The organism is Sphingobacterium sp., assembly GCF_039596235.1.
In the GTDB taxonomy this organism is placed as follows: domain Bacteria; phylum Bacteroidota; class Bacteroidia; order Sphingobacteriales; family Sphingobacteriaceae; genus Sphingobacterium.
Genome location: NZ_JBCNKE010000001.1, coordinates 777,690 through 799,674 on the forward strand (window position 1 = coordinate 777,690; position 21,985 = coordinate 799,674).

17 protein-coding genes are annotated in these 21,985 nt (G+C 43.1%); 9 read left to right on the plus strand and 8 right to left on the minus strand.

Features of this window, described 5'->3' with window-relative positions; genetic code table 11:
* The first annotated feature begins 8 nt into the window (after positions 1-8).
* Complete coding sequence (locus tag ABDW32_RS03335; RefSeq protein ID WP_343559296.1) at positions 9-2,165, plus strand: mechanosensitive ion channel domain-containing protein; 2,157 nt, start codon at positions 9-11, stop codon at positions 2,163-2,165.
* Positions 2,166-2,186: 21 nt separating this feature from the next.
* Here ABDW32_RS03335 and ABDW32_RS03340 read toward each other — a convergent pair whose 3' ends face one another.
* Both ABDW32_RS03340 and ABDW32_RS03345 read right to left on the minus strand, forming a co-directional pair.
* Positions 2,187-2,690 carry a hypothetical protein gene (locus tag ABDW32_RS03340; RefSeq protein ID WP_077433151.1) on the minus strand — a complete coding sequence of 168 codons (504 nt, stop codon included), beginning with the start codon at positions 2,688-2,690 and terminating at the stop codon, positions 2,187-2,189.
* Positions 2,691-2,766: 76 nt separating this feature from the next.
* Positions 2,767-3,381 carry a DUF4142 domain-containing protein gene (locus tag ABDW32_RS03345; protein WP_077433153.1) on the minus strand — a complete coding sequence of 205 codons (615 nt, stop codon included), beginning with the start codon at positions 3,379-3,381 and terminating at the stop codon, positions 2,767-2,769.
* Between the two features lie 350 nt (positions 3,382-3,731).
* Between ABDW32_RS03345 and ABDW32_RS03350 the strand changes: the two genes are divergently transcribed.
* Entirely contained in the window at positions 3,732-4,388 is a 657-nt protein-coding gene (locus tag ABDW32_RS03350; protein ID WP_343559301.1) for a response regulator transcription factor, read from the plus strand.
* An 86-nt stretch (positions 4,389-4,474) separates the two neighbouring features.
* Here ABDW32_RS03350 and ABDW32_RS03355 read toward each other — a convergent pair whose 3' ends face one another.
* On the minus strand, positions 4,475-4,792 hold the full coding sequence (locus tag ABDW32_RS03355) for a hypothetical protein (RefSeq protein WP_343559304.1): 318 nt from the start codon (positions 4,790-4,792) through the stop codon (positions 4,475-4,477).
* Positions 4,793-5,048: 256 nt separating this feature from the next.
* Between ABDW32_RS03355 and ABDW32_RS03360 the strand changes: the two genes are divergently transcribed.
* Positions 5,049-5,279 (plus strand): hypothetical protein, encoded by a 231-nt coding sequence (locus ABDW32_RS03360; protein ID WP_343559309.1) that lies wholly within the window; start codon positions 5,049-5,051, stop codon positions 5,277-5,279.
* Positions 5,280-5,470: 191 nt separating this feature from the next.
* Here ABDW32_RS03360 and ABDW32_RS03365 read toward each other — a convergent pair whose 3' ends face one another.
* Both ABDW32_RS03365 and ABDW32_RS03370 read right to left on the minus strand, forming a co-directional pair.
* On the minus strand, positions 5,471-5,962 hold the full coding sequence (locus ABDW32_RS03365) for a low affinity iron permease family protein (protein ID WP_077433161.1): 492 nt from the start codon (positions 5,960-5,962) through the stop codon (positions 5,471-5,473).
* A gap of 59 nt (positions 5,963-6,021) precedes the next feature.
* Complete coding sequence (locus ABDW32_RS03370) at positions 6,022-6,759, minus strand: SDR family oxidoreductase (RefSeq protein ID WP_343559313.1); 738 nt, start codon at positions 6,757-6,759, stop codon at positions 6,022-6,024.
* A gap of 238 nt (positions 6,760-6,997) precedes the next feature.
* Here ABDW32_RS03370 and ABDW32_RS03375 point away from each other — a divergent pair, with 238 nt between their 5' ends.
* Complete coding sequence (locus ABDW32_RS03375) at positions 6,998-8,509, plus strand: FAD-dependent oxidoreductase (RefSeq protein WP_343559316.1); 1,512 nt, start codon at positions 6,998-7,000, stop codon at positions 8,507-8,509.
* A gap of 29 nt (positions 8,510-8,538) precedes the next feature.
* On the opposite strand, the gene ABDW32_RS03380 is transcribed toward ABDW32_RS03375, so the two are convergent.
* Positions 8,539-9,405: an AraC family transcriptional regulator gene (locus tag ABDW32_RS03380; protein ID WP_343559319.1), complete on the minus strand. Its 867-nt coding sequence runs from the start codon at positions 9,403-9,405 to the stop codon at positions 8,539-8,541.
* 376 nt (positions 9,406-9,781) lie between these two features.
* On the opposite strand from ABDW32_RS03380, the gene ABDW32_RS03385 reads away from it, so the two are divergent.
* Positions 9,782-10,951 (plus strand): alpha-hydroxy acid oxidase, encoded by a 1,170-nt coding sequence (locus tag ABDW32_RS03385; protein ID WP_343559321.1) that lies wholly within the window; start codon positions 9,782-9,784, stop codon positions 10,949-10,951.
* Between the two features lie 87 nt (positions 10,952-11,038).
* Here the strand turns inward: ABDW32_RS03385 and ABDW32_RS03390 are convergent, their stop codons facing one another.
* Positions 11,039-11,206: a hypothetical protein gene (locus ABDW32_RS03390; RefSeq protein ID WP_343559324.1), complete on the minus strand. Its 168-nt coding sequence runs from the start codon at positions 11,204-11,206 to the stop codon at positions 11,039-11,041.
* Between the two features lie 52 nt (positions 11,207-11,258).
* Positions 11,259-12,872, minus strand: coding sequence for a hypothetical protein (locus ABDW32_RS03395; protein ID WP_343559327.1), 1,614 nt, complete (start codon positions 12,870-12,872; stop codon positions 11,259-11,261).
* 486 nt (positions 12,873-13,358) lie between these two features.
* Between ABDW32_RS03395 and ABDW32_RS03400 the strand changes: the two genes are divergently transcribed.
* The 4 genes from ABDW32_RS03400 to ABDW32_RS03415 all read left to right on the plus strand — a co-directional run bounded on the left by ABDW32_RS03400 (position 13,359) and on the right by ABDW32_RS03415 (position 21,560).
* The gene (locus ABDW32_RS03400; RefSeq protein ID WP_343559330.1) at positions 13,359-13,688 is read left to right on the plus strand and encodes a DUF6660 family protein; all 330 of its coding nucleotides are present in this window, start codon (positions 13,359-13,361) and stop codon (positions 13,686-13,688) included.
* 151 nt (positions 13,689-13,839) lie between these two features.
* Entirely contained in the window at positions 13,840-18,171 is a 4,332-nt protein-coding gene (locus ABDW32_RS03405) for a CusA/CzcA family heavy metal efflux RND transporter (protein ID WP_343559333.1), read from the plus strand.
* Between the two features lie 7 nt (positions 18,172-18,178).
* Entirely contained in the window at positions 18,179-19,492 is a 1,314-nt protein-coding gene (locus ABDW32_RS03410) for an efflux RND transporter periplasmic adaptor subunit (protein WP_343559336.1), read from the plus strand.
* 37 nt (positions 19,493-19,529) lie between these two features.
* On the plus strand, positions 19,530-21,560 hold the full coding sequence (locus ABDW32_RS03415) for a heavy metal translocating P-type ATPase (RefSeq protein ID WP_343559338.1): 2,031 nt from the start codon (positions 19,530-19,532) through the stop codon (positions 21,558-21,560).
* Positions 21,561-21,985: the final 425 nt, after the last annotated feature.

Here is a 21,985-nt window from a genome sequence, read left to right on the forward strand (position 1 = left end):
TACCAGTTATGGTGGTTGGAAGAAGAATTCTATCAAAATGCAGCATTTGGAGGCTGGGTAGCTTAGTTTACCTGAGCCTCTTTTGTGCGCTGCTGTATGGGCAGCCGCTAGATTCAACTAAGGCTGCTTTAGATTCAGCAAGTCTAAGGGACTCGCTACCGGAGAGCCCCCTTATTACCTTAAGAAATTATGCCCATCAATGGCGCGCACAGCTGGATCGTTATTATTCCGAACTGGACAGCGTCAAGCGTATGCTCGCCTGGCAGCGTCAAGAATACAACCAGTCGATTACACGGGAGGTACAGCGCTATATCAGCCGCACCATTCCACCGGTACAGAATCTAGGAAATAAAATCAGAATTGCACAGAAGCAGGTCATACTGCCAGACTCCCTGGCCTCATCCTGGAAAAGCGTGCAAGATAGTGTAGCTGCCCTGGCAACCGATGCCGAACAGCTGCTTGTTGACTTGAGGGATATGGGCATAAAAGCAAAACAACAGCAACAGGTCATTCAGGCAGCGCAAGCAGGTACGTTTTGGTCACATTTACAGAAAGTGGTACGGAAAAATCTCGAGCAGGATGGATTATCGTTACGCTATTACGATTCCGCCTGGGACGGGCGGCTGCTGTTGATACTGGTGAGCCTAACCTATTTGTATTGCTTATATTTGATGCGGCGGCGAGCCGTAGGGGCCGGGGAGGAGCTACCACTTCACCGTAATCAGCCCTGGTGGATTCCTTTGTTAAAATTTGCGATTTTCTTTCTTATTATGTTGCCCCTGACATCATTCCGTATTCCAGTGCTGGTGCTCGAATTAAGCTACCTCTTAATATTTACCTTTTTATATATCCTACTTCATGTTGAACTTTCGGCCGTGAAAGTTCGCATTATGCGTTTAGTTTTCCTTTATTATATTGCCCTGTTAGGAATTCACCTGGTCGTGGACAGCGATTTGCTGACTAGAGGCATTGCTGTGGCTGTCAATTTGGCTGGCTTACGTTTGGTCTGGGCTTTAGGAAAACAGACGGACGAAGACAATCCTTTTGATCACCTGCATTATCTTATGCGATGGATATTGTTTTTGGTAGGTACATGCGCCATTTTATTTAACCTTTTTGGTTTTCTAAATCTAGCACGGATATGCAGTATCGCGGTCGGTATCGGCCTTTTACAGGCTTTATCTTTACGGGCTTTTCGGGATATGTTAGCACATGATCTGGTCAATTCTTACGAGAAGGCAGGTGAGGAACGATTCATACGCCGGTTCGACAAGACAAAAATGGTCCAGGCTTTGGGCCGGATTGTGGGGCTTTTTGCTTTTATTCTTGTCCTGATCGTTTGGACAAATAACCTGCACCTCACAAGTGAGGTGCGCCGTCTGCTGGATAGATTGTTGAATAGCAGTCACAGTATAGGAGGTCTAACATATACCTATGGTGACGTTGTTCTCGCAATTGCGGTAATTGCCCTTGCAAACTGGATACAAAAAAATCTGAAAGACCTGCTGGACGAACCGATCTCCAAGAAAAATCAGCGTCGGACGGCCCTTCTGCCTTTGGTCCGTGTATTTATTTTCATCGTTGGCTTTCTGATCGGTATACGGATTCTTGGGCTCAGCATGGATAAACTTACGGTAATCGTAGGTGCTTTGAGTGTTGGTATTGGTTTGGGCCTGCAGAACATTATTAATAATTTTGTTTCAGGGGTTATTTTGGTTTTTGAACGACCATTTAAAGTCGGTGATTATGTAGAGCTAGCCGACAAAAAAGGACAAGTATTGCAGATCGGTATCCGATCCAGTATATTGCTTACTGACCAAGGGGCTCAGGTCATTATTCCCAATGGTGACCTTCTGTCCGGACGTTTGGTTAATTGGACATTTGGTGAAGCTGATATCCGCTTAAATCTACAATTGACTTTTATTTCCACAAGAGCTGTTGCGCAATGGAAACAATGGCTTCTGGAGATAATCCCTTCCTTTGACGAAATTGATCCGGGAATCCCATTGAAAATATTCACCAAGGATATAACAGCAGAAGCCTATATTCTGTCGGTGCAGGTTGGGATTCAGAATGTACAACAGATCGAACGTTTCAGAAGTAAGTTTCTGGAGACCGTCAGGATTGAAGCGATTAAATACGACACGAAAGTTAGTTCTGCCTAGCGAAACAATGCACCCTTACCATTAGCATTTTTTTTCGGATCGATAATAAAGCCAGCCATGTAGACTTTCCAATTCCTCGGGCTTACTCAAATCAACAATTGTATTTAGTCCCAGCTCCAACGATTGTAAGCTATCGGCATTAAGGTCAAACAGGGGATAGAATATGGCATGCTCGTTGGGCATATCGACGTTTCCCTGTAGCCATTTGTAACCTTCCGCATGTAAATTATCAATCAATGTATCGGTAATGGCATTTAGATAGCGCATCATTTTTTGTATCCATAGGCGCTCATTATCAATTTTATCTGGATAATGCTCCTGGGTAAAGTCGAGGATCAGTTGCTCACCTTCATCGTTCATGCCCTCACGGATCATCGCCAGGCCCATACTCCTGACTTCTTCTTGATAATAATCCTCGCCATAACTAAAACTAATTTCACCGGCGCTGGGACTAGCTTCAATTTTCGCCCGAAGGGCCATCTGTCTATTTAAAAGTTCGTGTATATAATCGAATGTCTGTTCCATAAAAAAGTTTATTTAAAAAGAGGAGGACAAAGCCTATAACTTTGTCCTCAACATTGGAAAGTTGGAGTAATATAATTTATTTTAACATGGGTTTGGGCATTTTTGACTTGTTTGGGCTTGGTGCGCCTGGGCTCGTATTTTTTAATGTATCTTTTGTTGTGGTATCTGCCGCGGGCTGCATCGTCTTTAGCTGATCGAGATGTTTCTGGAAAGCCGGAATTTTGTCAGTTGCAAATTTACGCAGTTCTGCGTCTGTAGTGGCAGTGCCGGTGCTGGCATCCTTAAACAGGGTGATGGCATCCTGGTGGCTTTTGGCCATCAGATCAACATAAGTACGATCAAAATTGGCTGGGTCCGCATTGTTCAACTGATCGATTAACTGCGTGTAATTTTGGTTATCGGGCGTGCTCAATTGCCAGTTTTTGTTTTTAACCAATGTTGACAGTTCGTTTCCGGCGGCTGTATGATCATCGACGATCATTTGCGCATATTGCTTGACATTTTGATCCTGCGATTTTGTCAGCGCAATATTTGCAGCCTGGATTTCGAAGTTATTGCTTGCTGTTGCTTTGCTAGCAAAGTCTATATCGCCAGACTGTGCCTGGGTCTGACTGTTGTCCTGTGCGTAAATGACCATTGTCCAGGTCATTATGGCTATACATAAGCCAACGATTCTTAAAATGATTTTCATAATGCAATTATTTAATATTAACGATTTTTCCTGTTGCGCGTATCGCTCCTCCGGTGCCTATAATTAATAATGATGTAAGTAGCCACCAGGATAAAGACAATACCAATAATAATAGATGTAAACATAGCTTCCTCCTTTAAAATGTCACTTTAGGAACATGGCTGAACAAGGCAGCGTTTTGAAAACCATTATTTTAGGTATTTAAAGCAAAATTTGAGACTGATACGCAGCCTTATCGTAGAAGTGCGTTTTTGTGGAAAACAAATTAAAAAAACTATTCCCCGAGGTGAATTGTTACAGTAAAAAATAAATTTATTCATACTTAAACCACGAAGACAAAACAGAGAGCTATGACACAGTTACTTTTAGTAGACGACCATGCACTGGTACGTTCAGGTTTCCGATTAATTTTAGAGGCTCAAGAAGATATAACTGTAATTGCAGAGGCAGAAAATGGTAAAAATGCCTTGGAGTATCTTGTAGGGGCTCCTCAGCCGGACCTCATTCTTACGGACCTCCATATGGATAAAATGGATGGGATAAGATTTATTAAGGCGGTAAAAGCCCGCTCTCCGGACATCAAAATTATTATATTAACCATGGATAATGATTTTCATCTCGTAGCTGACGCATTTGATCTCGGTGTTGATGGCTATCTGCTCAAAAGTTCACACCTGGATGAGATTCTATTTGGCATCAGACAGGTTCAGCGCGGCGGACGTTATATCAGTTCAGCACTCTCATTTGATCTGATGGATTATTCGTCCCAGCATATCCCTAGGGCGGTAAATAAAAACGATGTTATGGAAAGGTATGAACTCTCTGACCGTGAGTTATTGGTACTGGAACGAATTGCCGAAGGCTATACCAATGCCGAGATTGCGGACCAAATATTTTTAAGCAAACGTACTGTGGAAGGGCATCGGCAACAACTATTGGAGAAAACAAATTCCCGCAATACAGCCGGATTGATCCGATTTGGATTTAAAACCAAACTGTTAAGTTAAATGATTCGCTGCCTTAATGGCACTGTCAAGCCAGATAAATGGGCCGGTATTGAAATTAATACGGCCCATTATGCATACCTTTTTTGTTAAATTGTTGTCTCGTTTAAGTCCGAAGGGGGATTTCGAGGTTCTACGGGGACACCTTCCGCATCGTTGGCGCTTTCGTCGATTTCTTCTTCATCTAGCTCAGGAACTTCTTCCTGTTCAACAAGGTCTAATTCTTCGTCTGTGTCCAAATCCTCCTGATCGATTTCGGGTTGATCATTGGGATCATTTTCCGGTAACTCTTCTTCGGGTCGATCCGGTATATCCTCCGGAAAATCATTTGGACCACCCTGAATGACGGTGAATGCAATGATCGGTATACCTTGATACCTTTCTTGCGTAATCAGATTGCTGTTCATTTATTTTATATTAGTTTCATAGGACGAACAGATCTATTCTGCAAATAGTTAGTAGAATTAGTACGATTTCGGGGACGATTAGTACGTAAAAGCAATCATTTTATACAACGCGGTTTTATCGTTTGAAAATGAGTTTTTTACCTTTTATAAGGATTATATGCGTGTTTTGAAGATTTCTAATCATCTAAGCGAACGAATAAACTTTTGACGCTGTTTAGTTAAATGAACCGCTCTTTGAGCATAAACATTTAGCATTATGGCACTAACAACTGGAAACGAGGGTGAAATCACCAAAAAAATTGAAAAACAAACTTCTAAAGTCCCTTCAACGGTATTCTTAGGGGCAGCTTTACTCGCAATGGGCGTATCGGCTACGTTAAAATGTATGATGCAAGATAAAACGGCATTGTTCGTTGGACAATGGGCTGCACCATTTTTATTATTGGGTATCTACAACAAGATCGTTAAAACTGAAGGCCACGACTAGGATCGCTGTTCTTCTGACTGAAGGAAAACCAAACAGGATTGTCCAAAGAATTTGGACAATCCTGTTTTTTTGTTTTAAAACTATTGCTTAACAGATTTTTAGGCCCGCTAATTCTTTCCCGATCCTGGGATAAAGAAATATGGATTAAGCGATAAGTTTGATGGGATGCGGAATTAAATTATACGTTTTGTTTATAAGTCCTTCGGCTGTTTTGTTGACGGACTACTGTCTTTTCGTTTTTGACGCTGTTTATTTTTAAAGTTATGGTTTTCCTGCGCTGCATCAATGGAATGTGTATGGGTGAGATCATTCTCTTTGAGGGCAAGTTTTGCGATGTGTGCATAAAACTTGGCAAGCTGGTCCAATTCCTCCTCACTCAAGTCCTCTAAGCTCACCATCCGGTTGCTAGTTCCTTCATGGGATGCAATCAGCTCATTGAGTTTCAAATGGAGTGCTTTGGAATCTTTATTCTGTGATTTTTGGATGAGAAATACCATGAGAAAGGTAACAATTGTTGTACCTGTGTTGATCACCAGTTGCCAGGTTTCAGAGTAATCAAAGATAGGACCGCTTACTGCCCAGGCAATAACAGTGGAGGTTGCCAAAATAAATGCCGCTGAACTTCCGGTAGCATGTGTGGCCCAGTTCGAAAACCGTTCGAATAAATTTTTCTTCTTTTTCATGCGTTCTATTTTGATCGTATAATCATTTGCTATATTGATACAGGCTGCACGCCGTTTTACTATATAATTTGACGTAAAGGTTTTACCTGCATACTTACGACTGAGGTGCGTGTTGGCTGAGATAGCATAAACACGATGGATCGGGCGATGTCTTCCGCGTATAGCATTTCCATCGCTTCAATTTTTTTACGCTGCTCTGCTGGAGAGTAGGGCTGCATGTCTGTTCCAACAGATCCTGGTTCGATAAGTGATATCTGAATGCCCTTGGGGTTAGCTTCTTTACGCAAGGATTCGGTGAAAGCTTGAATTCCACCTTTTGTGCACACATAAACCGAGCTTTGCGCTTCCCTTACATCCGCGCTCATCGACCCTACATTAACGATGTGACCTTCACCTCGTGGTTCCATGCGGTACAATGCAGCCTGCGCACAGGAAAGGTAAGCAAGGATGTTGGTTCGTAAGATGTAAGCCTGATCGTCATAGCTGCCTTCCTTGACCGATTGAAAAGCAATTGCGGCATTATTAACAAGGACATCTATATGATCATACATACTGTCGAATTTTTTAAAAAGCTCAGCTATGCCTTCTTCTGTGGCTAAATCAATTGCAAGCCCTGTCAGCGAACCCAAGGCATTTAATTTTTCAAAATCAGACAACGTATCCTCGAGTTGTCTTTCATGATGACCACAAATAAAAACATCGTTGCCTAGGCTGGCAAGCAATAGGGCTGTGGCCCGGCCGATACCTGTAGTCCCGCCGGTAATCATTATCTTTTTATCCTTTATCCAGGGATGCATAACGGAATTTACATACGCGTTGGGGTGATTTGTCATATTACTTTTTGCTTGTTTCGTGAAGAACAATGGCTGAATTGAGAAGGTTTGGTCCAGTATTCGATGGCGTACTTCTTCTTTTTTTTACGTATTTCTTCCCAAAACGATTATCTGGGGGATTGGTTCTTTCCTTACAAATCATAATTAGTTATACCACCAAAGACTGGGCGCATTGCGCCCAGTCTTTAAAATTGAATCATAGATGAAACGTGACGGTAGAAACAAGAGCTTTTGGCAGACTCTCGAGGGACGAAATTTTTCCACGGATTTCACTGACTTGGTGTTTGATACCATTATTGTTGGAGCAGGAATCACTGGTGTGACCCTCGCGAAGAAACTGCAGGATAGCGGTGTGAAATGTCTGCTTCTGGATAAGGAAAATCCCGGATTCGGCACCACAGGTGGAACAACGGCCCATATCAATAATTTTTACGATGCATCCTACGATGAAATTATCGCGAATTTTGGCGAACAGGCCGCTCGGTTATTGGTCAATAGTACGAAGGATACCTTGGATCATATAAAGAAGAATGTACTTAGGTACCATATAAATTGCGATTTTGAAGAATGTGATTTTTTTCTCTTCAGTGCCGAAGAAAGTCAGAACGAACAGCTCGATCGTATTCTTGCCGCACATCAACAATTGGGTTTAAAAACTCTTCCCAGTAATACCTTGCCTTTTAGCCTTCCATTTGTAAAAGCGATCAGAATTGAAGGTCAGGCGCAATTTCATCCATTGAAATATCTACTTGGGCTCCTGGATGCTTTCGGGAAAAATGGCGGGGCGATTTTGACAAATCAATCCATTGTCGCATATGAAAATAAAGAGGGCGAAATCACCTTGAAAACAAGTGATGAACGCATCTTTACAGCAAAAAATATCGTTTGGGCTACCCATATACCACCTGGGAGAAATAGGTTTGATCTATTGGTAGCACCCTATCGGAGTTATGCCCTTACGTTGAAACTTCAGCATGCGCCGGAGATGCTTGCCCAGACCGCAGACCTGTATGATCCTTATCATTACTTTAGATATCATCGCACTGGCGACGGGTACTATCTCATTGCCGGTGGTTTTGATCATAGAACCGGGGATGAACGGGATACAGAAAAACATTTTTACGATCTCAAAGAGCTGGTAAATAAGAATTTTGAATACCAGGAAGTAACAGCGCAATGGTCATCTCAGTATTATGTATCAGCTGACGGTTTACCCTATATTGGTCGTATGCCGAATGAACCTAACGTGTATATTGCTACCGGCTATGGTGGAAATGGAATGACCTTCGGTTCAATGGCTTCATTAATTATTCCCGACCTGTTATTAAATAAAGAAACAGCATTGGCCAAATTGCTCTCGCCCGCCCGTATTAAGCCGATTGCTAGTGCAAAAAGTGTACTGTCGGAAGGATGGAGCGCATCGCAGCATTTTATCATGGATAAATTGTCCGCCGATAAGATTGATGCATTTGAAAATATACCATTGGAGGAAGGACGCATCGTGAAATACGAGGGCAAGACATTTGCTGTCTATCGTGATGAACAGGCTGTATTGCACTGTCTAAGTTCAGTCTGCCCACACATGGGCTGTACGGTAAATTGGAATCCATCCGAGAAGAGCTGGGATTGTCCTTGCCATGGATCCCGTTTTGATATTGAAGGCAAGTTATTGAACGGACCAGCGACCTCAGGACTTCAGGAGATGGATCGCTGATGCAGATTCTCCTATATGGAATTATTGTTTTATATCCGTAACTGAGCTCTGTATGTACTTGGCGTTATCCCCTTTATAGCTTTAAAAATCTTATTAAAATTAGATAAGCTATTGAATCCGCAGGAAAAGGCTATATTGGTGATCTGTAATTTGTTTTCAGTAATCAGCCGACATGATTCGCTGACGCGTACTTCATTGACGAACTGTACGAAAGTCTTTTGTGTACGCGACTTAAAATAACGGCAAAACGAATGTTTGGACATATTCGCTAGTGCCGCAACCTGATCCAATGGAATCTCTTTTGTGAAATTGTTGAAAACAAATTTAAAGATACGGTCGATTTTCTCGTTATCCATCGAACTGTAATTGTGTGTATAACCTGGACTGGAAAGGTATTCATATTCATCGGTTGTGATTAATAATTCAATGACTTCAAGAAGCAATATTGTTTTTTTAAAACCATAGTCAAGCTGAATCATCTGCTCCAGTTTGTGTTTTAGCTGCTGTTTTGTTTCGCCCCGAAATAGAAGTCCCCGTTTGGATGCGGTCAAAAAAGTTTCGATTTTATGTGTTTTAAATAGCTGCCCCAACACCTCTAGCAGTAATTTAGGTTCGACATAAAGTGTCATTGAGCGCGATAAATGTGTGGCATCCCGGTTTGAACTGTTGTTATACCAAACATGGGGAAGGTCAGGTCCTACAAAAGTCAATTCGTCGGTCGAAAAGCTGTCAATACTGTCGCCTATAATACGTTTACCTTCACTTTGGACAATATAGGTCATCTGGCAGGCCCTGTGAAAATGGAATTCCGTAGAAAAAAAAGGCAGACAAACTTCCTTTGTGGCATATGTCGCAATCTCTGATCCTTCCAGTATTTTTGTGAAGATGGGTTTCATTTAGGGTTATTGTATTATTACTTGGACGTTAAAAATAGCTTATTTTATCTTAAATATGAAATAGTAATCTAAACACTGTTAATATAGTGTCAATATTGAGCAATCCAGGTACAGTTTTATTCTCCCAGGAATACTAGCTTAGCGATATTTAAAAGGAGTAAGGTCTGCCGGATGATACAGGACCCGTTTGTAGCGGCACATTCTGCTTCCGATCATGCAGGGTGTATCATGGACATGAACTGCCTTTCGGTGGGGGAACAGCGTTTGGCAGCCAAACGCAATAGTGAGGAGATAATGATAAATGACGAACTAATTTCAAATTATATACTATATTTGGCGCGCAGATAAATCGCTGCCAATACTTAATACATCAATCATGAGCCAGAAGTTTACATACAATACCCGATTTCCAGCTGTTGAAGACTTGAGAAAACAAGCCAAGAAAAGAATTCCAAAATTTGCATTTGATTATTTAATAGGCGGTTGCAATGAAGAGCTGAACCTTGCGCGAAATGAAAATGATTTTGACAATATTCTATTAAAGCCGCAGTACCTTCAGGCGAGCGCGGAGATTGATATGTCTGTAGAACTCTTTGGTCGCCGGTACAGTGCTCCGTTTGGGGTTTCACCTATTGGTCTGCAAGGGCTGATGTGGCCCAATGCACCAGAAATTCTGGCAAAAGCTGCTGCAGCGCATGATATTCCATATATATTGAGTACCGTATCGACCAGTAGTATCGAACGTATTGCCGAAGTGTCACAGGGTAAAGCCTGGTTTCAGCTTTATCATCCGACGGAAAACAAGCTGCGTGATGATATCTTACGACGTCTGAAGGAGGTGGAATGTCCTGTGCTTGTTGTCCTGGTCGATGTTCCGGCTTTTGGACTTCGGTACAAAGAGATTAAAAGTGGGCTGTCCATGCCTCCAAAGATGAACATCGCCAATATCTTACAGACATTTGCCTGTCCTACCTGGGGCATTGAAACCCTCAAACATGGTATTCCGTCTTTTGCGACTTTAAAGCCTTATATGGAAAAAGGCCTGGATCTGGCGCAGCTGGGGCAATTTATGAACAGAACATTCACCGGTAAAGTGGATGTTGAAAAGATCAGGGCCATCCGGGATCTATGGAAGGGGCCTTTGGTATTAAAAGGAATTGCGACAGATGAAGATATGCAGGCTGCCATTGCATTGGGGGTAGACGGGGTTATCGTCTCTAACCACGGCGGCAGACAGCTTGATGCAAGTGAATCATCCATTAACTCCTTGATTCATCTGGCGGGTAATCCGGATTATAAAAGCAAAATCAAGATTATGTTGGATGGTGGTATCCGCTCCGGAGTGGATCTGGCCCGTGCGCATGCTGTTGGATCTGAATTTAACTTTATGGGGCGGCCATTTATGTATGGTGTTGGCGCCTTAGGAAACGCGGGGGGAGAACATACCATCAATATGTTCAAAGCACACTTATTTCAGGTAATGAAACAGCTGAGTATTTCAAAGATTGAAGAATTTCCAAAACGTTTACAGAAAATATTGGCATAAATAGCCTTAAAAATAAATGAAGCCGTATTAAACACAGCTATTGTTGTGCTTAATACGGCTTTATGCATACTGATGCTGTGGGGCTTGTTACCAGTCTATCGTTCTGCTGTCATTGTCGCCAAGATCCCATTGTTCACTGACTTGTCCGTTGGAGTCTTCGGGTCTAGCGCTTGCTGAACCGGCTGCGATGCCCTGCTCAAGTTCGATCAGGTGCGCCCTAACCTCCGGTGCGATATAGGCCATTTTCTTTTTCATAGTCTTTATTATTATATGTGATAAACTTTTCTTTGTTTTGATCTAAAGGTTCTTAGCTGCAAGGTATTTTCTTCTTTCCAGCTCCTACACCTTTAATGATTGTACGGCCATCAACCAGTTGAGTGACTTTTACGGTATTGCTCTGTGTGCTTCCCCATGGGAAAGTATTGAAGGAATTGCCATTGACCAATACAAGCTCATAAAGCGGTCCGCCATTTGTTTTGCTTCCGAACATCGTCACTTTACCGGTTCTGCTGATCACAAGTTTGATCAATGGATTGGCAGCAGTTCCCTGCATATTGTAAATCTGGTCAATTCTTCTGCCTGTTTGTACATTTGTGCCCGCATATTTACTTCCGTCAAGGAATTGGATGTTTTGTGCTGAGGATGCGCCAACTTCAAACTGAATTTCGTTTTTTGCCAGTTTTACGCCGTTTATCTCCATGTTGAAGGCATTGTCCAGTTCGGTAATGTCAAACACAAATCCATAATCTGCAGCAGGTGCGGTGAAGCTTTTGGATATTGTCGTTCCGCTCGGATAGAAGACACCGTCGATCCGGATTCCCGGTTTCCCGTTGGAGTATGCGACAGGGTAGCTCCAGTTTAGTCCATTTGTGGTCACATCTTGTGTACAGGTTTTGAAATTAAGCTGCAGGTCATACTTCTGTCCTGGGTTGATTTTTACATTTGGGATGCTAACATTTGATTTGGTTTCACCGTCAATGGTCAATGTTCCCAATTTCAATGTTCCCGCATTTGTCGCAGGGTGGATCAACAGGGAAGGAGTGCTGACAACTGTACGTAAACCGATACCCAAAGCCGGAAATTGTGCAGCTACACCAGCATCGTTCAAACCGTTGTAGGTAAGTGCTTCATCCGACAGTTTGAGGTTGGCAGAGGTATGACTAGGTTTAAATACAGCATTTTCAAGTTTAGTAATCGCTCCGGTCATGTTCGCATCCATGGTCATTGTTGTTGTAATTTGGCTGAAACGGTGCTTTAAGATGACATTCAGGTTGTTGACACCTTTATTTACTTGCAGCGTGTTCGCGAAATACATGAGGTCGCCACTGATATTGTTGAGGCTTGCCGATGACAAAGTACTTTGGTTGCTAATGTTCGGTACTGTACTCGTGCTATTGGTTGAATAAGCGACAAACGTATACGTTTTTCCGGCATCAAGAGCAATCCCTTCTGCTGCAGCTTCTCCACCATAGCTATAGGTCTTTTCGGTAACGTAATTGCCTTGGCTGTCATAGACTACTACTTTGTATTTGACGTCCTTGTCCAGCTTCTTCTCCGTTACCTGAGCTGTAGTTGCTGCTTTGGTACCCGATGAGGCCGATAATCCCTTATTGACCGCGGGAGCAGAGCTACTTGTCAAGACAACATCAATGGAAGAGCTATTGCCAAAGGGGACAGTCATCTCCTGTATTTCAGGAGCATTGTTGGCAGCAGCTTTTGTGGAACCCTGCTTCTGGCCAATGCTGTTGCTTTCATCCGCACCATAGGCCTCAACTCCCTGAAGATTGATCTTGACAATTGTTTCATCAGCCAGGGCTGTGTTTTCACCACTCTTTTTGCAAGAGTAAATACTTGAAGCAACCAGTACCATGCAGCCCAGCATGAGTCCATTTCTAAGGTTGCGATAACTTTTCATTTTCATGTAAGTAGACATTTTAATTTTACTTGGATTTTTAGTGTTTTTGATTGATTTGTACGTATGATTTTTTATTTTTTTGTCTGTGACATTAATAATTATTAAAGCCTATTTTCATTGTGTTTTTTGATCAGTATTAAATTTTACGCTGCAATTATAGATATCACATCCTGTTTAATCCTTATGATTTTCGCTAAGTTATTTTTCTTGTAGAGAAACTTCTACAAGTGATCCTTGTGCGTTAAATGCTGATTTTTAGCATTTTGCAATTAATTGCCTATTGTTTTATTTATAAATCTACTGGAGGAATAATTTCCTTTGAGTTAATGGTGAGCGGAGGTGAAAGAATCAAGCCGGGCAGACGAAAAGGCGAGCCAGCCTAACACTGTGGCACAGTTTTCGTGTGAACTATTTATATGGTTGGGTAAATATGATAGCGGCCTTATTATAAAAGAATAAATTTTTGAATTATTTTTCTACATTTGTATAACAATGAGGGTAATTGTTTTCATATTGATCACCTATATCTTGGGACTTTCCTTTGTTCCATGCAGCGATGCGAATATGCGCAGCGAGGTGACAGTCATGGAAACGCAGTTGAACGAACCCCATGACCATCGTGAAGATACAAGCGATAGCTGTTCTATTTTCTGTTATTGCAACTGTTGTAGCGGAAATATTACGGTCTTCGAATATCAGTTGCCAAAAATCGAGGGTATTCCGATCTCAATTTATTTTGATAATCGTATGCCCGTTCTCGATATACCTATTTCATCCAACTACTTCGGAACTATCTGGCAGCCGCCTAAGGTAGATGCTTAATTTCAACTTTTTATAACCGTACGCACACATTCTTGGAGCATACTGCTTTTCTAATTTATGTTGGCGGCAGGTGTATGGCTGTAAACTTTGTGTTTACAGGGAAATGAGATATTTCTATATATCTATTATTTAAGTATAAATCAAGCATATTGTGTTAGATAGTATTATCAAATTTAGCATCAAGAATAAGATCATTATTGGTTTAATGACCTTGTTACTTATTATTTGGGGTGGTTGGAGTGCTACAAAGCTGCCCATAGACGCCGTTCCGGATATTACCAATAATCAGGTACAGATTTTTACTTCCTGTCCGACCTTGGCCGGTCAGGAAGTGGAGCAACTGGTTACATTCCCGATCGAACAGCGTATCGCTACGGTACCAAAGATCGAAGAAATCAGAAGTATTTCACGTTTTGGACTCTCGGTTATTACCGTTGTTTTTGAAGAGGAGGTCGACATCTACTTTGCCCGCCAGCTTATCAGCGAGCGGTTAAAGGAAGCCGTAGATCAAATTCCGCAAGGTATCGGTAAGCCCGAACTCGCTCCTGTCAGTACAGGTTTGGGAGAGGTCTATCAATATATTATTCACCCCAAAAAGGGAAGCGAAAGCAAGTATAATGCAAAGGATTTACGGACCATGCAGGACTGGATCGTTGCCCGCCAGCTGTACGGTACACCCGGTATTGCCGAAGTCAATAGCTTTGGCGGTGAATTAAAACAATATGAGGTCGCGGTAGACCCTAACCGTCTGAAAGCGATGAATATCACTATCCCGGAAATTTTCACCGCACTGGAGAAGAACAACGAGAATACCGGCGGTGCCTATATTGACAAAAAACCGAATGCATACTTCATTCGCGGCATTGGGCTGGCAACCTCACTGGAGGATGTGAAGAATATTGCGATCAAAAAGACGGGTGCTGTACCTATTTATGTCAAAGATGTAGCCGACGTGCGTTTTGGACATGCGGTCCGGTATGGTGCGCTGACATATAACGGGGAAGTGGATGCCGTGGGTGGTGTCGTGATGATGCTGAAGGGCGAGAATAGCAATGAGGTGGTCAAGCGTGTAAAAGAGAAGCTGCCTACGATCCAAAAATCCTTACCTAACGATGTCGTGATCGAGCCTTACCTGGACCGGACAGATCTTGTTGGCCGCGCAATAGGTACTGTTGAAAAGAACCTAATCGAGGGAGCGCTGATCGTTATATTTGTATTGGTGCTGTTTTTGGGAAACCTTCGTGCCGGTCTTATTGTCGCCTCAGCCATTCCATTATCCCTGCTGTTTGCTTTGGGACTGATGAATGTTTTTGGTGTGAGTGCCAATTTAATGAGTTTAGGTGCAATAGACTTTGGTCTTATTGTCGATGGCGCGGTCATTATCGTGGAAGCGACGCTGCATCATCTTGGCTTACGCAAGTCTACTGAAAAGCTGACGCAGTCGGAAATGGATCATGAGGTCTTTGAATCTGCGTCAAAAATCCGGACCAGTGCAGCATTTGGTGAAATTATTATTCTGATTGTTTATATTCCCATCCTGACATTGGTGGGGGTGGAAGGCAAGATGTTCCGTCCGATGGCGCAAACAGTGGGTTTTGCGATCTTTGGTGCACTAATTCTCTCACTGACCTATATCCCGATGATGTGTGCGCTGTTTTTACCCAAAAAGCATCATGACAAGAAGACCTTTAGCGATCGTTTGATCGAAAAACTTCAGCGGATCTATGCGCCTTTACTGCAGAAAGCCATTCGTTTCAAATATATCATCGTTAGCTTGACGCTGGCTTTTTTTGCCTTAGCTGTTTTCTTCTTTAAAAATATGGGTGGAGAGTTTATCCCGCAATTACAGGAAGGGGATTATGCTTTTCACTGCATATTACCACAGGGGAGCTCGCTCTCTCAAAGTATAGAAACCTCCATGCAGGCTTCCCGGATTATTAAGGAGTTTGATGAGGTAAAAATGGTGGTGGGAAAAACCGGAGCCGCGGAGGTTCCTACCGATCCTATGCCGCCCGAAGCGACAGATTTGATGGTGGTGCTGAAACCTCAAAAGGAATGGAAGTCAGGTCGCAGTTATAATGAACTCGGAGCTGCTATCCTGGAGAAATTGGAAGTTATCCCTGGCGTTTTCTTTGAAAAGAACCAGCCGATACAGATGCGGTTCAATGAGCTAATGACCGGAATTCGTCAGGATGTCGCCGTGAAGATTTTCGGTGAGAACATCGATTCTCTGGCATCCTACGCTAATATTGTGGCAGCACAGATCCAGTCCGTTAAAGGGGCTACTTCCCCGCAGGTGGAACGGGTATCGGGATTGCCACAGATCAATATTGTCTATGACCGTACGCGCATTGCCAATTATGGTCTGACCATTCAAGATGTCAATGATGTGGTGAGTACAGCATTCGCAGGTAAGAGCACAGGACAGATCTATGAAAATGAACGCCGTTTTGATTTAGTTGTTCGTCTGGATACGGCGCATCGCAATAGTATAGACGATGTACGCAATCTGATGATCCCAACTGATACCGGTATTCAGATTCCACTGTCGCAGGTAGCGACCATCGATTATAAACTCGGTCCGGCACAGATCAGTAGAGAAGCGGGTAAACGGCGTATTGTCATTGGCTTCAACGTAGCGGGAAGAGATGTGGAAGGCGTAGTGCGGGATATTCAGCAGCAGCTATCCAACAAAGTTAAATTGCCTTCGGGCTATTATTTTACTTATGGCGGACAGTTTGAGAACTTACAGAAAGCGAGTGCCCGTCTGATGATTGCGGTGCCTGTTTCCCTCTTGCTGATCTTTATGTTATTGTATTTTACATTCCATTCCTTTAAGCAAGCAACACTGATCTTTACGGCAATTCCGATGAGCGCAATTGGTGGTGTATTTGCCCTGATGCTCCGTGGCATGCCTTTCAGTATCAGTGCGGGAATCGGTTTTATTGCCCTCTTTGGTGTTGCTGTACTAAATGGGATCGTATTGATCGGGACTTTCAATCAATTGAAGAAGGAGGGTATGGATGATATTTTTCAGCGTGTAAAGGAGGGAACACTGACCAGGTTGCGCCCTGTGCTGATGACTGCTACGGTAGCGTCGCTGGGTTTTCTTCCCATGGCAATCAGTACGAGTGCTGGTGCAGAAGTTCAAAAACCGCTGGCCACAGTTGTGATCGGTGGACTGCTGACCGCAACCTTCCTGACCTTGTTCGTACTGCCTTTACTTTATATTATTTTTAACTCAAAACTGAATATGAAAAAAGGAAATGCGGGTAAAACTATTGCGACGATATTGGTTTTCCTATTTTCTGCCACTGGATTTAAGGCGTTTTCACAAGAACGCATCGGAATTGATAACGCGATCGGCTTGGCATTGAAGAACAATCGCCAATTTCAGGTCAATGCGGCCGAAATAACGGGAGCAAGTTATAATGTCAAGACTGCCAATGAAATTCCGAAGACGGGTGTATTTGTGGAGAATGAGGATTACCGGCCAAGCGATAAGGCAGGGATCATGAAAATCGGCATCACGCAGAGTATCGCGTGGCCGGGACTCTATTCGGCCCGCAGGGAATATTTTAAACAGCAGCTAAAATATGCCAATCTGAATACCGAGGTGCTGAATGCGAATATCAAGAAAGATGTGCGTAGCGCTTATTATCAGCTTTGGTATCTTCAGGATAAACAGAAGCTCTATGTGGAGCTGGATAGCATCTACTCGGCGATGTTTAAGGCGACCGAATTACGTTTTAAAACCGGGGATGTCGCAGCACTGGATAAAATTGCGGCGGAAGCGAAGCTACGGGAACTGCAGGCTCAATTGCTTCAGAACAAGAAGGATATGCTGGTTCAGCAACAGCAATTGATGATGCTCCTGAATCGCAATGAATGGATCTTGCCTGTCGAGCAATCGCTGGAAAAAATAAAGATGGATCCGGAAATACAAAATCCGGCAGCTGATGCCTCGCATCCCGCTTTAGCTTTGCAACAACAGAATGTCAATATCGCTTCTTCCAATATTGCAGTACAGAAAAATACAAATAAACCTGAATTTTCGGGCCGATTCTTTTCGCAGCGCCTATGGGGGGCAAAAGACCCCTTTACGGGTTTTTCGGTATCGGCATCATTTCCGGTATTTGGCCTAGGGGCTTATAAAAGCAAGGTAAAAGCTGCAAATGCAGAGCTAGAAGCGCAACAGCGGCAGCTTGAATATGATACACAGGTTTTCCAGACAAACAAGGGGAATGCGTTGGCTGATATGGAGAAAAATGGCGCGCTATTGCTGTTCTATGAGTCCTCAGGCCTTAAGCAAGCGGATGCCATTATTAAGGCAGCAAGCCTTGGTTATAGAACCGGTGAAATAAGTTTTGGGGAAATGAGCCAGTTTTTAAGTCAGGCCATCGGCATTAGACAGAACTACTTAGATGTACTCAATCAATATAATCAATCGGCAATCCAATACAATTACTTCAATAATAAATAAGTTAACAATGAGAGTTATCATAAAAATATTTTTTGCACTAGCGATGACAACAGTTCTATATAGCTGCGGATCAGATTCAAAGGGCGCTGGTGAGCCCCAAGGCAAGGAGGAAGGGAAAGCTGCCGCCGAAGCAGGTCATGCCGAAGGACCGGTCACCGTGGCGGCATTGACTGAACAGCAGATGAAGGCTGTAGGTATTGTCTTTGGAAGTATAGTGGAAAAAGAGCTGACAGCAACGATCAAGGCCAATGGCCTTCTGAGTGTTCCCAATAATAACAAAGCCAATGCAACAACTTTGTATGGGGGCGTAATCAAAACGTTGAATGTGCAGTTAGGTGACATTGTGCGCAAGGGGCAGGTCATAGCGACCATTACAAATCCGCAATTTATCCAGCTTCAGGAAGAGTATGTTGCGCTGGCAAGCAAAATTACGCTGGCAGAGCAGGAGATGGCGAGACAGCAGGAACTCAATGCAGGTAATGCAGGCGCAAGGAAAAATTTACAGTCGGCAACAGCAGAGTTCAATACCCTTCGCGCCAGAAAGGCATCACTGCAACAGCAGATTCAACTGATGGGCATCAATCCCAACAGTGTTAGCCTTTCCAATTTGCGCGCTTCACTGGTGGTGACTAGCCCGATTAACGGTACGGTGAGCAATGTCTTTGCCAAGATAGGTAGCTATGTGGATGTTTCCTCTCCGGTTATTGAGATTATCGATAATAGCCTGCTGCATCTCGATCTTCAGGTTTTTGAGAAGGATCTTCCGTTAATCAAAATCGGACAGATTATTAATTTTCAGCTGACCAATAACCCTGATAAAACTTATTCTGCTAAAGTGTTTACAATCGGATCATCTTTTGAAAATGATAGCAAAACCATTGCCGTACATAGTACAGTGATCGGTAGCAAAGTCGGACTGATAGACGGTATGAATATTACAGGGATGATCGGGATCAATAATGTGACCACTCCGGCTGTACCGAACGATGCGATTGTCGAAGCAGATGGGAAGTTCTACATTTTTGTGGAGACAAGCAAGCAAGCTGAAGAGCATGAAGAAGGACACGATGATCATGGTCATTCGCATGATGAAGGTGAGGCTAAACACCAGCATAAAGATGAATCAGAAGCTGCTAAACATGCGTCTGAGCAGGGCAAGAAGGTGAATTTTGAAAAGATTGAAATCCAAAAAGGTGTCTCCGCATTGGGCTATACAGCAATCACGCCGGTACAGGAAATTCCGGCGCAGACCAGAATCGTAGTGAAAGGAGCGTTTTTTATTAATGCCAAAATGAGCAATACGGGTGGCCACGAACATTAACCATTCACATTTGTAAACAAAGTAATCATGATAAGGTATGGAACATAAACATATTTATGATGCACAAGGTAAACAACTTTGTTGTACACAGACAGAAAAAATATATAATCAGGCAGGCGCCCAACGTTTAATACAGGGCGCAGCTGCACAGGATCAGGCACACAGTCACAGTGATGATGACGGTCATGATCATTCAGTGGCAGGAGGGAGTACATTGCAGCTGTTTCTGCCAGCAATAATCTCATTTGTCCTGCTGATTGCAGCCATTGCATTCGACAATTGGATAGCGCAAGAATGGTTTAGAGGGTGGATCCGGATTGCCTGGTATGTGCTGGCCTATATTCCTGTTGGACTGCCCGTGATTAAAGATGCATTGAAAAGTATTGGAAAAGGGGAAATATTCTCTGAATTCTTATTGATGAGTATCGCCACCATTGGAGCCTTTGCAATTCAAGAATATCCCGAGGCAGTTGCCGTAATGCTTTTCTATGCGGTAGGTGAGGTGTTTCAGACATTGGCGGTCAGTCGTGCCAAAAGTAATATTAAAGCGCTTCTGGATCAGCGTCCAGATGAGGTGACGATCGTTGAGGGAAGTAGTAGCAGGGTCATTAAAGCTGAGGCCGCAGCAATCGGTGATATCATCCAATTGAAGCCCGGGGAGAAGCTGGGCCTGGATGGGGAACTTATTTCGGATACGGCTTCCTTCAATACAGCAGCATTGACAGGAGAAAGTAAACCCGATACAAAGACCAAAGGTGAAGTTGTGCTGGCTGGCATGATCAACATGAATACGGTGAGTTTGGTAAAAGTGACAACTGCATACCAGGACAGCAAACTGAGTAAAATCCTTGAACTTGTGCAGCATGCAACTTCACAAAAAGCACCGACGGAACTCTTCATCCGGAAATTTGCGAAAATATATACACCTATCGTGGTGCTTTTGGCGATAGCCATCTGTCTATTGCCTTACTTATTTGTCGAACAATATGTATTTAACGATTGGCTTTATCGCGCACTTGTATTTCTCGTAATTTCCTGCCCCTGTGCACTGGTGATCTCGATTCCATTGGGCTATTTTGGGGGCATCGGTGCGGCGAGTAAAAACGGTATCCTGTTCAAGGGAAGCAACTTTCTGGATGCGATGGCAGCGATACAGAATGTTGTTATGGACAAAACCGGTACGATGACCGAAGGAGTTTTCAAAGTGCAGGAAGTTCGTTTGGAACCAGGTTTTGAGGAAGCAACCATGCTTAGATTGGTCAATAAAATCGAAAGTCATAGCAGCCATCCTGTAGCCACAGCAATCAGGGAATATGTGGGAGAGGTCGATGAATCTATAAATTTGACCGATGTTGAAGAAATACCAGGGCATGGACTGAAGGGTAATGTGGACGGCAAGGTATTTTTGGTTGGTAACTTTAAGCTTTTGGACAAGTTTAATATCAGCTATACCATCGATCCGGATACAATCGTTTATACCACAATAGCCATTGCATGGGATAATCGCTTCGTCGGATATATTACCATTGCAGATAGTATCAAAGAAGATGCTGCACAGACCATACAACTCTTGCACAAACTTGGAGTGAAAGCAACCATGCTCAGTGGCGATAAGAGTACGGTTGTCGCGTATGTGGCAAAGGAATTGGGGATTGATAAAGCCTTTGGAGATCTTCTTCCCGAAGATAAGGTAAATAAAGTCAAGGAGATAAATTCTGTTGGTGAAAGTGTGGCTTTCGTTGGTGATGGCGTCAACGACGCGCCTGTCGTGGCCTTGAGTGATGTGGGTATAGCTATGGGGGGACTAGGCAGTGATGCAACCATCGAAACGGCAGATGTAGTTATCCAAGATGATAGACCATCAAAGATACCAATGGCGATTCATATTGGTAAACAGACCAAAAAAGTGGTTTACCAAAATATAGGGTTGGCATTTGTGGTCAAGGGAGTTGTTCTAATCCTTGGCGCCGGAGGGCTGGCGACCATGTGGGAAGCTGTGTTTGCAGATGTTGGTGTTTCACTTATTGCCATACTCAACGCGATTCGCATTCAGAAGATGAAGTTCTAAATTAATTTTCGTTAAAGATGTGCTTACCCTTCGGGCTGAAATGCTGGAAGGGTAGGCTTCTGATGTCCCAGCTGGGTGCGGGTATTGCATGGGATTTCGTCGAACCTCCGTCTGTTTTGCGTCGTACCTGCTTCGTTCTGTGTCCAACATGCATCCGTGGTGAGTCCGTGGTGAGTCCGAGTCTAACACGGTTTCATGGTGGTGTGACGATGTATTGACTATGCTCGCATATCGACTGAGGGGCGAATAAAGGCATATTAAGTCCAAAAGAAGGGCCAACTATAAGTCGAATAAGCGCAAAGACTCGGACTCTGTTCCTAAAAGCTATAATAGCGTTTGTTTAATCCTTTAAAATGTATTATTTTTTTTAGCTTTTGTATAGCTATTAACTACAATAAAATGAATAATTTTAGTTTTATCGATAT

Excerpts from the sequence above, each read along its gene's own strand:
- ABDW32_RS03335 (WP_343559296.1), top strand. The coding sequence starts at position 9 with ATGGTGGTTGGAAGAAGAATTCTATCAAAATGCAGCATTTGGAGGCTG.
- ABDW32_RS03340 (WP_077433151.1), bottom strand. The coding sequence starts at position 2,690 with ATGGAACAGACATTCGATTATATACACGAACTTTTAAATAGACAGATG.
- ABDW32_RS03345 (WP_077433153.1), bottom strand. The coding sequence starts at position 3,381 with ATGAAAATCATTTTAAGAATCGTTGGCTTATGTATAGCCATAATGACC.
- ABDW32_RS03350 (WP_343559301.1), top strand. The coding sequence starts at position 3,732 with ATGACACAGTTACTTTTAGTAGACGACCATGCACTGGTACGTTCAGGT.
- ABDW32_RS03355 (WP_343559304.1), bottom strand. The coding sequence starts at position 4,792 with ATGAACAGCAATCTGATTACGCAAGAAAGGTATCAAGGTATACCGATC.
- ABDW32_RS03360 (WP_343559309.1), top strand. The coding sequence starts at position 5,049 with ATGGCACTAACAACTGGAAACGAGGGTGAAATCACCAAAAAAATTGAA.
- ABDW32_RS03365 (WP_077433161.1), bottom strand. The coding sequence starts at position 5,962 with ATGAAAAAGAAGAAAAATTTATTCGAACGGTTTTCGAACTGGGCCACA.
- ABDW32_RS03370 (WP_343559313.1), bottom strand. The coding sequence starts at position 6,759 with ATGCATCCCTGGATAAAGGATAAAAAGATAATGATTACCGGCGGGACT.
- ABDW32_RS03375 (WP_343559316.1), top strand. The coding sequence starts at position 6,998 with ATGAAACGTGACGGTAGAAACAAGAGCTTTTGGCAGACTCTCGAGGGA.
- ABDW32_RS03380 (WP_343559319.1), bottom strand. The coding sequence starts at position 9,405 with ATGAAACCCATCTTCACAAAAATACTGGAAGGATCAGAGATTGCGACA.
- ABDW32_RS03385 (WP_343559321.1), top strand. The coding sequence starts at position 9,782 with ATGAGCCAGAAGTTTACATACAATACCCGATTTCCAGCTGTTGAAGAC.
- ABDW32_RS03390 (WP_343559324.1), bottom strand. The coding sequence starts at position 11,206 with ATGAAAAAGAAAATGGCCTATATCGCACCGGAGGTTAGGGCGCACCTG.
- ABDW32_RS03395 (WP_343559327.1), bottom strand. The coding sequence starts at position 12,872 with ATGAAAATGAAAAGTTATCGCAACCTTAGAAATGGACTCATGCTGGGC.
- ABDW32_RS03400 (WP_343559330.1), top strand. The coding sequence starts at position 13,359 with ATGAGGGTAATTGTTTTCATATTGATCACCTATATCTTGGGACTTTCC.
- ABDW32_RS03410 (WP_343559336.1), top strand. The coding sequence starts at position 18,179 with ATGAGAGTTATCATAAAAATATTTTTTGCACTAGCGATGACAACAGTT.
- ABDW32_RS03415 (WP_343559338.1), top strand. The coding sequence starts at position 19,530 with ATGGAACATAAACATATTTATGATGCACAAGGTAAACAACTTTGTTGT.